General features: G+C 48.0%; 11 protein-coding genes. 5 read left to right on the top strand and 6 right to left on the bottom strand.

Translation table 11 applies throughout. The features are described 5' to 3' along the window. Positions 1-32 precede the first annotated feature (32 nt). The 4 genes from CLV98_RS03850 to CLV98_RS03835 all read left to right on the top strand — a co-directional run bounded on the left by CLV98_RS03850 (position 33) and on the right by CLV98_RS03835 (position 7,220). Complete coding sequence (locus CLV98_RS03850) at positions 33-1,337, top strand: NarK family nitrate/nitrite MFS transporter (protein WP_109672909.1); 1,305 nt, start codon at positions 33-35, stop codon at positions 1,335-1,337. Positions 1,338-1,367: 30 nt separating this feature from the next. Continuing rightward, on the top strand, positions 1,368-4,886 hold the full coding sequence (locus CLV98_RS03845) for a nitrate reductase (RefSeq protein WP_109672907.1): 3,519 nt from the start codon (positions 1,368-1,370) through the stop codon (positions 4,884-4,886). Between the two features lie 30 nt (positions 4,887-4,916). Next, entirely contained in the window at positions 4,917-6,353 is a 1,437-nt protein-coding gene (locus CLV98_RS03840) for a rubredoxin (protein ID WP_109672905.1), read from the top strand. Between the two features lie 681 nt (positions 6,354-7,034). Continuing rightward, on the top strand, positions 7,035-7,220 hold the full coding sequence (locus tag CLV98_RS03835) for a hypothetical protein (protein WP_109672903.1): 186 nt from the start codon (positions 7,035-7,037) through the stop codon (positions 7,218-7,220). Positions 7,221-7,333: 113 nt separating this feature from the next. Here the strand turns inward: CLV98_RS03835 and CLV98_RS03830 are convergent, their stop codons facing one another. The 5 genes from CLV98_RS03830 to CLV98_RS03810 all read right to left on the bottom strand — a co-directional run bounded on the left by CLV98_RS03830 (position 7,334) and on the right by CLV98_RS03810 (position 15,343). Next, entirely contained in the window at positions 7,334-8,329 is a 996-nt protein-coding gene (locus tag CLV98_RS03830) for an endonuclease/exonuclease/phosphatase family protein (protein WP_229203190.1), read from the bottom strand. A gap of 110 nt (positions 8,330-8,439) precedes the next feature. Continuing rightward, the gene (locus CLV98_RS03825) at positions 8,440-9,906 is read right to left on the bottom strand and encodes a SusD/RagB family nutrient-binding outer membrane lipoprotein (protein ID WP_109672901.1); all 1,467 of its coding nucleotides are present in this window, start codon (positions 9,904-9,906) and stop codon (positions 8,440-8,442) included. 9 nt (positions 9,907-9,915) lie between these two features. Then, the gene (locus CLV98_RS03820) at positions 9,916-13,482 is read right to left on the bottom strand and encodes a SusC/RagA family TonB-linked outer membrane protein (RefSeq protein ID WP_109672899.1); all 3,567 of its coding nucleotides are present in this window, start codon (positions 13,480-13,482) and stop codon (positions 9,916-9,918) included. Between the two features lie 128 nt (positions 13,483-13,610). Next, on the bottom strand, positions 13,611-14,639 hold the full coding sequence (locus CLV98_RS03815; RefSeq protein WP_158281196.1) for a FecR family protein: 1,029 nt from the start codon (positions 14,637-14,639) through the stop codon (positions 13,611-13,613). A 140-nt stretch (positions 14,640-14,779) separates the two neighbouring features. Continuing rightward, positions 14,780-15,343: an RNA polymerase sigma factor gene (locus CLV98_RS03810; RefSeq protein WP_158281195.1), complete on the bottom strand. Its 564-nt coding sequence runs from the start codon at positions 15,341-15,343 to the stop codon at positions 14,780-14,782. Between the two features lie 254 nt (positions 15,344-15,597). Here CLV98_RS03810 and CLV98_RS03805 point away from each other — a divergent pair, with 254 nt between their 5' ends. Continuing rightward, positions 15,598-16,227, top strand: a complete 630-nt coding sequence (locus tag CLV98_RS03805) for a Pr6Pr family membrane protein (protein ID WP_109672894.1) — start codon at positions 15,598-15,600, stop codon at positions 16,225-16,227. On the opposite strand, the gene CLV98_RS03800 is transcribed toward CLV98_RS03805, so the two are convergent. Next, positions 16,224-16,808 (bottom strand): precorrin-2 dehydrogenase/sirohydrochlorin ferrochelatase family protein, encoded by a 585-nt coding sequence (locus CLV98_RS03800; RefSeq protein ID WP_109672892.1) that lies wholly within the window; start codon positions 16,806-16,808, stop codon positions 16,224-16,226. The genes CLV98_RS03805 and CLV98_RS03800 overlap by 4 nt on opposite strands. Positions 16,809-16,909 lie beyond the last annotated feature (101 nt).

Below are 16,909 nucleotides of genomic sequence, written 5' to 3'. Positions count from 1 at the left end.
TACACAATTTTCACTCTAAAAATGGAAAACCTATGAACAAGCCCCTTGAAAAATTAAACATATTCAGTTTTAAAGGCGTACAAATGCGCACTTTCCACCTGTCATGGATGGCCTTTTTCTTATGCTTTTTTGGGTGGTTCGGCCTGGCCCCCCTCATGTCGGTCATCAAAGTAGACCTAGGCCTCACCAAGGATCAGATCGGCAATATCATCATTGCTTCAGTAGCGGCCACGGTAGTGGCACGGGTACTTATTGGCAAACTCTGCGACAGCTGGGGACCTCGCAAAACCTATACGGCCCTCATGGGTATTTGCTCCATTCCTGTTTTAATGGTAGGACTGGTACACAGCTATGAGGCATTCCTGCTCTTTAGGCTAGCCATTGGGGTTATAGGCGCCTCCTTTGTGGTTACCCAGTACCATACTTCGGTCATGTTTAGCAAAAAAATCGTGGGCACCGCCAATGCTGTGGCCGGAGGCTGGGGCAACCTGGGTGGTGGAGTTACCAATATGGTAATGCCCTTGGTATTTGCAGGCTTTGTAGGCCTAGGATACCTACCCGAGCAAGCCTGGCGCCTGGCGATGATCATTCCTGGATTCCTACTCCTCGTTTTTGCTGTGCTCTATTATATGTATACCAAAGACACGCCAGAGGGCAATTTTGACGAACTACACACCACTCAAACGGACTCCCCAAAAACCAAAGGAAGCTTAAAAGCGGCAGCCATGGACATCCGTACCTGGGCCTTATTCCTGGCCTATGCGGCCTGCTTTGGGATAGAAATAACCTTCGACAATGTAGCGGCATTGTATTTCTTCGACACCTTCGATACCAGCTTGGCCATGGCTGGTATATTGGCAGGGTCTTTTGGCCTCATGAATCTTTTTGCCAGGGCCTTTGGAGGAATCATTGCCGATAAGGTAGGCAACAAATTCGGCCTTCAGGGTAAGGGCCGCCTACTAGCCCTATTCTTGGCCATGGAGGGGATAGGCATCGCTCTTTTCTCCCAAAGTGGAAACCTAACGGCCGCTGTAGTGCTCATGCTGGGCTTTGCCATGTTCCTCAAAATGGCCAATGGGGTCACCTACGCCATCGTCCCCTTTGTCAACCCCAAAGCCATTGGCTCAGTAAGTGGCATCGTGGGGGCAGGAGGAAATGTGGGCGCCGTATTGGCTGGGTTCTTGTTTAAGTCCAACGGTATCAGCTATGGACAGGCTTTTTTGTACATAGGAATGGCCATAGCAGTGGTAGCCGCCGTGCTGGCCCTCATCGATTTTAACAAAAGCAGGGTTTCACATCCTGCTCCCGACTTAGAAACAGTAAAGGTAAGGCAATAGCCCACCTTCTTATTCAAATACCTGAGTGCTATGGATAAAACGGAAAAATTTCAATCGACCTGCTGCTACTGTGGGGTGGGCTGCGGGGTGGTGGTACAGAAACAGCCCAATGGGCAGCTCACCCTGACTGGCGATGCAGAGCACCCTTCCAACAAGGGCATGCTTTGCTCCAAGGGAATGAACCTGCATTATACCGTCATGGATCAGACTGACCGCATCCTCTATCCACGCATGCGCTACAGCCGAGCCTCGCCACTACAGAGGGTGAGCTGGGACGAGGCGCTTGAGCGTGCTGCAGCAGTATTTGCCACCCTCATCCGCCAGCACGGCCCCGACTCCGTAGCTTTCTATGTATCAGGACAATGCCTCACGGAGGAGTATTATCTGGTCAATAAACTCATTAAGGGCTTTATAGGCTCCAACAATATAGACACCAATTCCAGGCTATGCATGAGCTCGGCCGTGGTAGGCTATAAACTTTCGTTGGGCGAAGATAGCGTCCCGGTATGTTATGACGACATAGAAGTCGCCGATGTTTTTTTGGTCACCGGCGCCAATCCAGCCTGGTGTCACCCTATATTGTGGAGAAGGATCGAGGCGAGAAAAGCCGCCAACCCCCATGTTAAGATTATCTGCGTGGACCCCCGAAAAACCGATACCGCCCGTTCGGCCGACTTACATTTACCCATCAGCCCAGGCACTGACGTGCTCTTCAACCACGCCTTGGCTAAGGCCCTGATAGAAAACGGCAGTATTGACCACGATTTTATCCAACAACACACCGACGGCTTCGAAGACCTACTGAGCCTGATCGACGATATTTGTATTCAGGAAGCGGCCATAACCTGTGGACTACCGGAGGAGGACATTCGGCAAGCCGCCCAATGGATAGGGCAAGCAAAGGGATTCCTTTCGCTATGGACCATGGGCCTAAACCAGTCGGTGATTGGGGTAAACAAAAACCTCTCCTTAATTAACCTGCACCTGATAACGGGCCGGATTGGCAGCCCAGGCAACGGGCCCTTTTCCCTTACTGGGCAGCCTAACGCCATGGGAGGCCGAGAAACCGGCGGCTTGGCCAATATACTCCCTGCTCACCGCGACGTCACCAACCCGGCCCATCGCAGCCACATGGAAGCCTTCTGGCAGACTCCCGTTCCCATCTCAGAAAAACCTGGACTCACGGCTACAGAGATATTCGAGGCCTTGGACGAAGGTAAGCTGAAAGCCCTATGGATCATCAACACCAACCCGATGGTGAGCATGCCCGATATCAATAGGGTAGAAAAGGCTATGGGCAAGGCCAAGTTCGTGGTGGTACAGGATATTTCGGAAAGAGCCGATACTGTGGCCCATGCCGACCTGGTGCTACCGGCGGCAGGCTGGCTCGAAAAAGAAGGCACCATGACCAACGCCGAAAGGCGTATCACCTATCTCCCCAAAGTAATGGAAGCTCCGGGAGAAGCCCTGCCCGATGTGGAAATCATCTGGAAATTTGCCCAGAAAATGGGCTTTAAAGAGGCTTTTTCCTACACCAAAGCCGAAGACGTATACCTAGAATATGCCCGATGCACGGCCAATACCAACATCGACATTACCGGTGTAAATTATGAGCTACTCCAAAGAAAAAGGAGTATCCAATGGCCATCCCCCAAAAACCACCCCGCAGAAAACGGAGGTACCCAGCGACTTTTTGAGGATCACCAATTTTTTACAAACACCAAAAGGGCAAAAATCCATGCGCCGCCCATATACAACGAATCTGAAAAGACGGACTCTGAATTCCCTTTAGTGCTAACCACCGGGCGCATCAGAGACCAGTGGCACACCATGACCAAAACCGGTCGCGTCAGCCGGCTCACCCGCCACATCCCCAAGCCCGTGGTACAAATACACCCTGCCGATGCCGAGGCCAGGAATATTCAGGATGGCGACTTGGTAGTGGTGCAAGGACGCCGAGGCCAGGTACGCCTGAAGGCCGAGTGTTCCGAGGACCTTCGGCAGGGGGTCTGCTTTCTACCCATGCACTGGGGCAAAATTGCTGGCTTGGCCGATACAAGAGCCAATAATCTGACCAATGCTTTGGTCGACCCCCGCTCCAAGGAACCCGATTTTAAATATACGGCCGTTCAAGTCAGTCGATACTGCAAGCCAACGGAGCGGATTATTATCGTCGGCGCGGGATCGGCAGGCCTAGGATTTATCAACAGCTACCGCCACCTCAACACGACCGACTCCATACAGGTGTTCTCCAAAGAAATATATCCCTTTTACAACCGGGTGCTGCTTCCCGATTACATCAGCGGGGAACAGACCTGGGAACAGCTCGTAAAGCTCCGAGAAGACCGATTCGAAGCTGCTGGCATACGGGTCCATAAAGGGGTCAGCATCACCCATATCGACAAAAAGAATCGGGTAGTTTGTGATAGCATGGGCCAGGAGCATCCCTATGACCGGCTTATTCTGGCTACTGGCAGCAAGGCCTTTATCCCAAAAGGGGTACCTCAACTCCCCGGCCTTTTCAATATGCGTTCGCGCCTCGACGCCGATTCTCTGAAACCATACTTACAAGCAGCAGACGCTCGTGCCGTCATCGTAGGAGGGGGAATCCTGGGGCTAGAACTCGCCGCTTCCCTGGTGGCTACAGGCTGTAAAGTCACGGTGATCCAGCGCAGCGGGAGGCTTATGGAAAGACAGCTCGACCCAATTGCCAGTGAACTGCTCTACCAGGAGCTTATGGACCGGGGTATCGAGGTATTTTTCAACGACGAAGTGGCCACCTATTTGGGAACAGACCAGATAGAAGGCCTACGCTTAAAATCGGGCAGGAAGATCGACTGTGAGGCCGTCATATTGGCCATAGGCACCACGCCCGTCACCGACCTCGCCGAAGCCGCTGGGCTCGAGAAAAAGCGAGGAGTGGTGGTCAATGATTATTTACAAACCTCCGACCCCCATATTTTTGCAATAGGGGAGATTGCCGAATGGCAGGGACAAATGTGGGGCATCACCCTGGCAGCGGAACAACAAGCCGAAGCCTTGGCCCATTTTATAGCCGGCGACATAGCCCAACCTTACCGGGGCAGCACCGCTATGAATATCCTTAAGATGGAGGGCTTGCACCTGTGTAGCATAGGAAAAATAGATCTGCCCGCCAACGACCCCCGCTACGAGGAAATTATATTTATTGACAAAGCCAAACGGTACTACAAAAAATGCATCGTCGCCGGCGACAAACTCGTAGGGGCCATTTTGGTGGGGGATAAAAATGAATTTTCCGAATTTAAAACCCTCATAGCCGACGGGCTGGAGTTGTCTGAAAAGCGCCTGCAACTCCTAAGAAGCAGTCAAAAGGCCGAGGCCCTTTCAGGGAAGATCGTGTGCTCCTGCAATAATGTAGGATCGGGGAATCTGGAAAGGGCGATCGCCCAAGGCTGTCACGACTTCAAGGCCTTATGTCAGCAGACTGGTGCCGGCACGGGTTGTGGGTCCTGCCGCCCTGAGGTGCGCGCTATTCTAGAAACTCATTTAGAAAAGGTGTTGGCCTAGACCGGGTTTTAATCAACAAAATCGACGATCATGAGAGATTATTTTATTTTCAAAGTAAACCTAACGGGTGGAATCGTCTCCCCCGGAACCCTATATATTATATTAAAAAGTGCCTGGAAAGTAGGGGTTCGTCACGTTCGATTCGGATCCCGTCAGGAGCTTTTTATCTCGGTACACAACGATGAAGTCCGGTTATTAGAAAAAGAATTCATATCCCAAGGGATTATTTATGAACTCAATACCGACCGTCAGCCCAATGTCATTAGCTCGTACTGTGGCGAAGAAGTTTTTAGGACTGGCCAGTGGCTGGGCCCACAGGAGTATCATACCATACTCGACAGCCTGGAGCCGACGCATCGCCTCAAAATCAATATCTCCGATAGCAATCAAAGCTTTACCCCTTTTTTTACGGGCCATCTTAACTTTATATCCTCCCCTATTCCCCATTATTGGTACCTGTACGTCCGGGGCCAAAAACAAAACACCATCACCAAATGGCCAGAGTTCGTCTATACCAATCATATTGGACAACTGGCTATGGAAATAGAAAAAAGGCTACTTCCTCATCCTACAATTTCTGTGGCGGCCCTCAACGACCTGATCCAACAAACCCGCCCTTACATATCCCTTCCTGCCGGCCCCGACCTGCAACTTCCAGTCTTTTCCCTCCCCTATTATGAGGGATTTAACCGCTACGAGTCCCGCACCTGGCTAGGACTTTACCAACGAAACGAGCAGTTTTCGATAGCTTTCTTGATGGACCTCTGCGACTTATGCTTACGAAGCCGAGTGGGGGAGCTATGCACTACTCCCTGGCGCTCCCTGATCATCAAAGGCATAGCCGACGAATTCAGGGCCCAATGGAGCGACATACTCGCCAAGCACCAGATAAACGTAAGGCATACCGCTAGCGAGTTGGCATGGCAAACCGAAGATCATAACCCCGAAGCTACTGCCCTAAAAAAAAGACTATTAAGGTATATGGACCAGCAAGATACGCGAACCTTTGGCCTGTGTTTCGGAATTCAAACCCGACCCAAATCAGAGGTATTCGGATCGGTTTTGATCAAAAAAAGAGTCAAATTCAGTTTCGGATCGTTCCCTCTACTTTCGGTTTATGACCTGTATCATACCGAGCATTTCAATCCAAACAGCCGAACCCTTATCCCCTTCGAGAAAGGTCTGTTTAAAGCCCAGCTACCTAGCCAGGTGGAGCGGCTCTGCAGGCGATACAACCGCACTCGTGGCAGCAAAGACTTGACTGGCACCCTGCTAGAAACGGTAGAGAATCAACGACCTACTCCTCAGGATCCATCCTACCAATGCCCCCATTGCCTGAGCCGCTATGACCCTTTATACGGGGATCCCAGCCAAGGAATCACCAAGGAAACCCCTTTCGCCAACCTACCAGAGGCTTATCGCTGTGCTGTATGCGACAGTCCCAAATCGGAGATGATCCCACTTTAGGTAGTACTCCCTCTGGCCCACCTCGTAGTCGTACTTCTACCTGGCAGCTCGGCGCAGATGGATATTCTTTATGATTAACCAAGGAATCTCTCTATGGTATAAGCATGACGCAAATCCCATATGTATGTATAGGGCATTCCTTCCAGTCCTACCTTAAAAAGTGCGTAGAAATACTTATAAAACACTTTCTCGCTAAAGTCTAAAGTTGGCTGTAGCCTATATGAACCAAACTGTCCCCCTTCAAATATTCGGCATAGGTCAGAAATGGCTTTACTAGAATAGAATATATTCGAGTTTACTAGTGCTAATTCTAACGGAAATCATTCATCAACAGAGGCTTCAGCCCTATCGCTTGTACCAACTAGCCCGTACCATCGGGAATCTTTAATAAGCTTCCCAGCTAGCTTTTTGTAAGCAATCCGAACACATACTTAAAAACATCAAACCAATATACACATTCATTTAAGCATATTTAGTAAATATATTTTTTACTAAATAATTACTTCTAATAGGTTATTGGATCTATTTAGATAGGATTCAAAAAAATACTTGTTCACCCCATAATCTACGGGGATTACCCCAATTTTTTTTCATTTTGCTACCCTTAGTCTAGGTTTGCAAATACAAAATGAGATCCATCTCTTGGGTCCAAATTAATTCCTACACTTAAAAATATTTTTTATGAAAACGAATCAACACACTATTGACGAATTAGAAAGATTACTATCAGAATATATTCAAGAAATTGAGAATTCTAATTTGCAGAACCTTTCCGCACAAATGTACACCACGCAGTCCATCAATTTTGTCAGGTGGGTCAAGGGCGACTATACGCCGAAAGGAAGGGCGCGTAAGACCTTAGCCTAATTCTAGGACTTATAGAATAATAGAAATAGTAACGACAATTATTTCTAAATAAAAGCCTCTTGATATCGAATCAAGAGGCTTTTATTTGATTATGCCACTAAGATTAATAATGGCTAACGATCCGTCTTTACAAATCGGGCTACCACCGGCAAATGATCGCTAACGATCCGCATGGTGTCTGCAGAGAAGAAGTTGGCCACCTGAGCGCCTCCGTCTAGGGACTCAGAAAGCATATTTTGATTCATCAAAATATAGTCTAATCGTCTGGAGGGCCGATCGGCGGGGTGTGATAATACCGACGGATCGATGGTATCAACAAACCGATTGACGAGTCCATCGCCAGCAGTCATCAACCTAATTTCCTCGCTCTCTGGGGTGGCATTCATGTCACCAGCCAGCACCATATTTGCTTTCGGATTTTGTTGCAGTTTCTCATTAAAACGTTCTGTAAGCAAAGCGAGTTGTCCTTTTCTCATGGCAATATCCCTTGCGCTTCGTCCAGCTTTAAGGTGTACGCCCGTCAATAAAAAGGAATAATTTTCGGATGGCAACACCTTTATCGTCCACATCCGAGAATTGAGCTGGTTTTGGGTTTCCTTAACTCCCTGCTCGTTAAAATAACCGGGCAGGGCGGTGGTCACAGCCCCATAGCCCTCAATAACGCCCATAGGAAAACGGCTCATCACTACCACATTCATATACCAGCTATGACTGGTCACATCGGCAAAATAGAGGTAACCCATGGATGCCAAAGAGTCTTGAGCCAATTGATTCAGAAATTTGGCACTTTCGAATTCTTGAAGAACGACTACGTCGGCATTGGCTTGGCGTAGGGCGCGGACCAACAAGCTTGTCCGCAGCGCCATATTTTGTGGAGGGTTGTTCTCCCTTTCGTTATTAATATAAGGATCATCGAAGCCGTCGACAAAATGCTCTACATTCCATGAAAGAACCTTAAAGGTAGAGTCAGTAGGATAGGTGTATCCCACCGGCTTTACCATGGCCGAAGTAGTGGTGCTTATCGTTTCGACGGAATGCTTAGAAAGATTGGTTTTGGCACAAGCGGCCAAAAATAGCAAGGACAATAGTCCGTAGGTTATTTTAGACATTCTATAGTATTTTTTAATCAATAAATCTTTATTCCCGAGTGGTTTGCTCCGATTAGAAAAAGGAGGCAAACCACTCGGAAGCAAGCCCTAAATGGAGGGATAACGGAGGGCTATTGGAACCACCAACTACCCGACACCAGCTCATCGCCATGGTCTAGGTAGTCATTTACGGCTTGGGAATAGTTGGCCGCATTTATGGCCTTAATGAGGGGAGGGTATACCATCCTTTTCATGATTTGGTCGGTCGCCATGGCCGATCCTACGTGTAATACGGGAAAACCTACCCTTTTATAGTTGATCCAACCGTCGTAGCCCTGATAGTAAAAATTGATGTATTCTTCACGCATCACTTGTTGCAGGGCTACGTCGGTGTCATTTGATAAACGGACGGTAGGCTTGGCCAAATGTGCCACGATATCGGCTTCTTCTACCCCCCACCAGGCACAGCTGGAGCGGATACCTGCCTCATAATAGGCCGAAGCATCGCCCGAGGTATAGCCTTTCAGAATGGCTTCTGCAATGTAAAACGCTACTTCGGAGTGGGACAAGACGACCGACGGAGCTCTGAGGCCGCGAAGGCCCGTATACGGGGCAGCCAGTCCATTAAAGTCTCTAATAATGTCTGGACTTTCTCCCGACGGCACGCCAAGATAAATGGGTTCGCCTTGGGCATCCACATTGACAGGCAGTCCATTCTTATCCTTACCTAAGTTAGCCATAAAAGGCCTGCGCGGGTCGAGGGTGTTATGGAGCTCTTCAGCGAAGGTTTGCCCCAAAGAAACCGATCCGGCAGTACCGGTAGCAGTGGTACTTTGAAGGCCAAATCGGCCATCATAAATAATTGCACAGGTCTCCGACGCACTAGAAATGAGTTCACCAGCGGCTATCACATCCGCAATTTTACTCTTTACCGTCGGATCCACTTTCACCATTTTCATCAACATACGAAGCTTGAGGCTGTTGGCGAACTTCCTCCATTTCTTCATATCGCCCATATAAAAGGCATCTCCACCCCGCACAAAATTACCCGTTGGTAGCACCTCCATTAGGCCCAAAGCCTGATCCAATTTATCGAGATTTTGGCGATAAATCGTCTCCTGATCGTCGAATTTGGGAGTAAAGTTAAGTTCATCCCCTTGCATGGCCTCGCTATAGGGCACGGGTCCAAAGACGTCGGTTAAGTAGGTAGTCAAATAGACCTCTAGAACGAGGCCCGCACCCAGATAATCGTCTAATTGTTCGGCTTGTGCTCTTTTTTTAAGATCATAGATATCGTAAAGCGTACCGTAGATGCTATTGTATACATCTTCGGAGTCGGATCCTTTAAAATCGTAGCGATGGCGCTGATCGATCAGAGAAGTATTGGTCCAATATTGACCGATATAATTTCCGATTTCTCCGTAGCTTCTTGAGCTAGTACCGGTGTTATAGATGATCTGAGTCAGCAAAGAGGCCGCATTGATATTGGTCATCCGAGTAGGATCGGTATTGATTTCCTGAAAATCGTTACAGGAACTTAGGCAGAAGAAAAATAGGCCCAAGAGAGCTCCTATCCCTTTTTTAGTAAGATTTTTCATTGCTATATTTTAAAAATTAATGTTTAAGTCAATCCCTATCGTACGCATGGAAGGAGAGCCTACCGCTTCGAGGCCAGGAGTTAAGGCCCCGTTGTTGACCACCGAAAGCTCCGGATCATAAGATGGGAACTTGGTCCATAAAAACAGCTCATTGCCATAGACCCCAATTTGAGCCCCTTTAAGACCCCATATAGAAGGCAAGTTATAGCTCACACGTACATTTCTTAATTTCAAAGAGGTGGTTTTAAACACATTACCTTCTATCTGATCGCGTTCGTACATGGCATTATAATAGTAAGGTGCAGGTGCCGATACGTTATTTTTGACATACTGGCCCGACTCTTCATCGAGCATCACTCCATCGCCAATGACCCCAAAGCGCCCATCCTGGTTTTGAAGCCAACTTCCCGAGGCCATATCATACTCCGCTCCGGATGGGTAAGGTGCTCCACTTTCCCGACCATACACCGTCTTAGTCGATTTGCCGGTATAGTTCATCAGGAAATGTGTAATCGAATAAGCATTTCCTCCATGGGTATAGTCGAATTGAAACGATAGGTTAAGGTTTTTGTATCGTAGATTATTGACCAAACCGGCCTTCCAGTCGGGAAATACATTACCTAAGAAGTCTTCATTATTATCCCGTTGAGCTAGGCCATCTTTAAAAACGATCTGCCCATTTTGACGATCATACCCCTTTCCGTAGATTCTCCCCAATTGCTCCCCGGGCTCGGCCTTTACCAGCACCCTGGAGCCTACATAGGAGCCAATCACATACACGTCGATTACGCCGGGCACGAGCTTCTCCACACGTCCCTTATTGGTAGCCCAGTTGGCGGTAATATCCCAGTTAAAGCTTTTGGACTTCACAGCCTTGGCATTGAGCTGTAGCTCAACACCTTGGTTAGAAACCGATCCGGCGTTCATCAATGCGCTCTGGTATCCCGAAGCGGGGTCGACGGGTAAGGACAGGATCTGGTCTTTGGTTACGGCCCTATAAAAAGTAAGGTCGAGATCGAAGCGATGGTTAAATAAATGCGTATTTACCCCAAATTCCATAGAGTTGGTACGTTCGGGCCGAAGGTCGGGATTGGGCAGCGTGGAGGGATTGCTATATCCTCCCGAGATAGCCGTCGACGACACATAATACCGATTGAGACGGTAGGGGTCGGTATCCGAACCTACCTGAGCATAGGAAGCCCTAAGTTTTAGGTAGGACAATACCGGGCTATCGATACCATACAGTTCGGTAAGGTCTACAGCCAGCGCAGTGGAAGGATAGAAATAGGAATTATTATTTTTCGACAAGGTGGAGGTCCAGTCGTTTCGACCAGTAACGTCCAAGAAAACGATGTCCTTCCACGATAGGTTGGCCACCCCATAGGCCGATACCAATTCTTTTTGGCGACGGCTGTTGCTTACGCGCGGTAGCTCCTCTGAATTCTGAAGGTTAAATGCTCCTGGAATTTTCAGGCTAGTGGCTTCTCCATACATCCCATTTCCGTTGGTATAGCGGTGGTTGAAGCCCAAGGTAGCCCCAATTGTAAAGTCCCCTATCTTAGAATTTTGAGTTAGGATTACATCGGTATTAAGCAAAATGGTTTTCAGGTTGGTCTCACTGTAATTTCCAAAGGAATTGCGAGGCTCCGACCAGGCACGCTCCCTTGTGCGTAGCTCGGTATAAAAATCGAGACCACTACGCGCTGTAAGCTTGAGTTGATCGGTAAAGGAATGGTCGAGCTGGATATTACCAAATACCCGGTCCTTATCGAGGGTATTGATAGAATTGTGCAGGATCCAATAAGGGTTCGCACTTAAGGCCCCAATCGTGTTCTGCTGAACATCTTGCTGCCCATCCAGCCACAGTTTGTTCTTATACCAAGGAAGCTGCTCATTGGCACTCAACCAAAACACCTGATAATGCGCATTGGTGCGGTCGTAACCTTCGGCGGGCAAATTGGCCGAGCTCTGGCGCGCATAATTGATTTTGGTTGAAAATTTGGTTTTACCAGTCTTAATCCCCGACGACAGCGATAGGTTCAATCGGTTATAGCCGGTATTTTCCATGATATACTTATTGTTAAGGTAATTGACAGAACCTCTAAAAAAGGCCATATTATTACCTGCCGACACCGATACTCCAGTGGAATGGGTATAGCCTGTTTGATAAAAATTTTGCTCTATCTCGTTACCTACCCAGGGGGTCTGGCCACCCGGTACGAATTCCCAAATTTCATCTCTAAGGGCTGGGTCGTATACTGCCGAATGGGGGGAGTCGTATTGATAGAATTTCTGTCCCATAAATTTTGGTCCCCATGAGTGTGAATTCCTATTCTGGGCACCATCAGGAGAGTCTTTGAAGGCATAATAATCGTTTTCGGAACGATTTCCCGAACCAAATTCCGTCTGGCGAGGCAGCCAACGATTCACCTGCTGTATCGAAGACGACTGGTTGACATTTACTTTGAGGCCTTGGTTAAACTTACCTCCTTTAGTGGTGATCATCAACACCCCATTGACGGCCTGCGAACCATATAGTGCCGCAGCAGAGGCCCCACGTAAAACGGTAATATTCTCGATATCCTTTGGATTGAGTGCCGATAGACCATCGCCGTAGTCGACAGCGGCGCCCAAATACGACTCCTGACCGTCGCTATTCTGGTCGTTGGTAACGGGCACCCCGTCTACAACGAGCAGGGCCCTATTTTTTTGCATGTCCAAGGAAGCTTCTCCGCGAAGCACGATCCGCGACGACCCCAACGGACCCGACGACCTGGTTAGCTGCATACCAGGCACTTTACCCGCCAAAGATGTAGCCAAATCGGTATTTCCACCTACATTGATGGCTTCGCTCTTCAGGTTAGAAACGGCATACCCCAAAGCCTTGGCTTCGCGCTCAATGCCGATGGCCGTTACCACCACCTCATCTAAGCCATTGGCAGCCACCTGCATGGCCACAGAGAGTTGCTGACGGCCACCAACCGCCATTTCCATCCTTTCATAGCCTATAAAAGAGAACACCAATAGGGCCTCCTCATTGGGCACCTCTAGCTGATAGGCACCATTTACATCGGTTACGGTACCTACCGAAGTGGACTTCAAAACGATATTCACCCCGGGCAGAGGCTCCCCGTTGGTAGCGTCTGTAACGACACCCCGTATCACGATCCCCTCGTTCTTAACCGCCCCTTTTCCAGGAACTACCGCCACATTCTCTCCTACTATTTTATAATTCAGCCCCGTGCCGGCCAGCAGCCCCTTTAGAATGGTATCGATATCTTGCTGCTCAATACCCTGCTTGGCTATGGTGAATGACCGAATTTGATCGGGGTTATAAACAAATTTGAAAGTACTCTGGCTTTCTATCTGCTTGAGGGCACTTATTAGTGTGCCCGACGCTAGGTTAACGCTTATTTTAACAGAACCGCTTTGGTTTTTCTTGTCGTCCTTGGCCGAAACTTGAACAGAACTTAGGGCTAAGACCAACAAGGTCCCCAGTAGAAAGGTTACCTTTTTGGTAAAGGCACCCACAGGCACAAACCGCCTTAAATCAAGGTTTAGATAATTTTTTTTCATAAATTTGAGATTATAAATAATTGTAACAGATTATTTTTCTTTCCACGGTTATTGGTAGTAACCCGGAAATCAGGAGCCAGATGCGCTTGCCGGATCTGGCTCTGTAGTTTTGTCATAGGCTATTCTTTTTAATTAGAAATACTACAGCCCTGTCCACTGATCAGGATTTGTTTTTCATCTTGAAACTCATATTTAGTATTCGAGACCAGGCAAATCATATACAGGATCTTCTCCAAGCTTTCCTGTTCGTCGAACTGGGCCGTCACCGGGCAGGCCTTAATAGACGCTTGCGCAAACGTTATTTGCACCCCATATCGCCTTTCTAGCCTTTGTGCAACAGCCAACAGGCTTTGATCGTCAAAGACCAGCTTCCCTTCTTTCCATACATTGGCCGCGGTGGCATCTACCACCTGGCGCATTGAAATGCCCGTATGTTTATGATAGGCTATTTGCTGGTTCTTACTAAGCTCACCAAGCACTCCAGTAGAATCCACTACCGACACCTTCCCTGAGCTCACCGTCACCTCTATGGCCTCGGCCTCGGGATAGGCTTGGATATTAAAGGAAGTCCCCAGGACCCGGGTCGTAACCCCTTCGGTATACACCAAGAAAGGCTTATCCTCATCACGCTGCACTTCAAAAAAAGCCTCTCCAGTCAAATAAACCTCCCTGACCTCTCCCACGAACCGGTCGGCGTAGCGGATCGTACTACCGGCATTGAGCCACACCGTGCTGCCATCGGGCAATACCACCTTTTCTGGATGATGCTGCTTGCCATTCGTACTTACCATTAGAGGAGCGGTTGTCTCTCCCACCATGCTCCTATATCCCTGCACGCCCACAACCATCAACACGATGGCCGCGGCAATTTTCAGGTAGGTAGAAAGGCCAAGCCATTTGACATTTGTATCGGCACAACTTTCAGGAACATTAGGCTGCTCTCTTTCAATCCGCTCAAAAACCATGGCTTTTCCCCTTTGCAAGGACACAGGCACTCTCTCTCGCTGCTTGGCGTGCCAGTCGCGCTTCACCTCCTCAAAAATGGTTCTATTTTCGGGCGACAGGGCCAACCAGTCCGCCAAGGCTGCATCTTCCTCGCTCGTGCTCTCCCTCGAAAGTTGCTTGGCGATCAGTACCCAGTATTCATTTGTTTCCATTCCATGTGTTTTCATAGGTACGATCCCATTTGCCTACCAATGTCCCGACCCAAAAGATTATCAAATTGTTAAGCCAGCCCATTCTTTCAGTAAGGGAAAGAAGGGCCGCTCATCGCCTTTAAAAAGGTGTTTTAGCAGAATTAATAGGAGTTGTGTGCACCTGCTCGAGCATATTGCCGGAGGTATTTGATGGCTAAGCTCATTTGGTTGACAACGGTTTTCTCCGAAATCTGAAGCAGTTCGGCAATTTCCTTATAGGTAAAGGATTCGAATCGATTGAGCTCAAATATAATGCGTCGTTTCTCTGGAAGGGTATGTACCAGATCGATAATGTCTTGATTCAACTCCTGCAGGATGAGTCGTTCCAATCCATTGGGCTCCGAATCGGCGTCATCGGCAGCGCTATCGATGTCCTGAAAGGGCATACGGGACTCCTTGCGTAACTGTTGTAGGGCCTTATTTTTTACAGAAACAAATAAATAAGATTTTAAACTGGTATGGATCTCAAGTTCCTCTCTTTTGGACCAAATACTAAAGAAGACGTCGGCTACCAGCTCTTCTACCTGTGCCCAGTCATGAAGCAAAACATGCCCATAAGCGCATAAAGGCTCGAAATAACGATCCATTAAGGAAGCCAAAGCTTGCTGGTCGTCCTTCCGCAGTCGGGATAGTAAACTTTCATCTGAAATAGATTCCTTCCTCATTTTTATCGGTGGGGTAAAATACTCTTTGGAGTGCGTGCTACTTCCGACTGGTCCTATAAAGACCTTCCATCTCCTTGGGTGCCGGAAGTCCATAGCTATTGACCCACAAAACAAAAAAACAGGACTTGGGATAAAAAATATGCTGGATTAACATTTTGTTGTCATTATGAATTCTCCAATGCTTTTTTAGCTATTTTTAAGGAGTATTCGTCATAAATGTTCCCTATCAGCCTACGACCGACCCTTGATGAAGCATGAAAAAAACGATCGAAATGTCTATAGCCCTATTGGCATGGTTTGCAGTGATCACCCAATATTATTTGATGCTCGAAAACCGAATCACCGACGTCATCGAAACGAGTATTCGCTTCTTTAGTTTTTTCACCATTCTTACCAACAGCTTAGTCGCCATTTTTTTTAGTTATCGGTTGATCACGGATTCGAAAAAGAAAAAGCAGAAAGCCAATGGACGGCTCAGCGCGTTAACCGTCTATATACTGGTCGTTGGGATCGTATATCAGCTGGTATTGCGCCCGATATGGGACCCTAAAGGCCTTCAGAAGGTAGTAGATGAACTTTTACATACGGTGATCCCATTATTGGTCCTGCTGTTTTGGTACCTCTACGAACAAAAGCACAAGCTTACTTGGCGGTTGATACCATCCTGGCTCATTTACCCTTGCGTGTATTTGCTATTTATTCTGATACGCGGGTATTCCGGACATTTCTATCCTTACCCTTTTGTGAATGTGTCGGAATTGGGGATACAAAAAGTCTTAACCAACTCCTTCCTGCTATTCCTATTTTTCGGGTTCTTGTCCCTTGTGTTGATCGTCCTGGGGCAACGGCTAGCCAAACTCGGCGAGCAGGCCACTTCACCCTAACCTTTAGGCTTAGGCTCCACCAACACCGAAGTAATCCTGTTCAGCTCGTCGACCTTATAGGCAAAATCTCCCTTGAGCATATCCCGAACTGCCTTAAGCTGTTCCATGGCCGTTTCCAGATTATCGGGAAGCGCCTCATTAAGCACCTCTTTCAATCTTTTGGCCATAGTAGGCGACATTCCATTGGTAGAAATCGCCACTTTCAAGTTACCCTTTCGCACGACTGACGAGAGGTAAAAATCACAAAGCGCGGGGGTATCCGCCACATTGCACAGTAGGTGCCTGGCTCGTGCCAGCGATTTGATACGTTGGTTTTCTGGTTTGTCGTTGGTAGCTACAATGACCAGGTCCTTCTCTTCAAAATCCGACTCTTCAAACGGCTTAGTTACCAAGGCAATACGGGGATTTTCTTCAGCTATCTTCCAGATTTCATCCCTTATTTGGGGGGCTACTAAGGTCACCTTCGCATAGGGGGCATTATCGAGCACGGCGGTAATTTTTTCCAACCCTACATAGCCTCCACCGACGATAAGGGTGTGCAAATTTTCGAGCTTTAAAAATATAGGAAATAACTCATTCATATCCTTTGGGGGTAGTTCTGTTGTGTTTGATGACTTCAGGTTGACTGTACGGTATAAACCGACAATTTAGCCAAAAAAGTGCCCAATGATGCTATTACCCT

The organism is Dyadobacter jejuensis (assembly GCF_003149085.1).
In the GTDB taxonomy this organism is placed as follows: domain Bacteria; phylum Bacteroidota; class Bacteroidia; order Cytophagales; family Spirosomataceae; genus Dyadobacter; species Dyadobacter jejuensis.
This window is presented reverse-complemented; position numbering and strand designations above follow the sequence as displayed.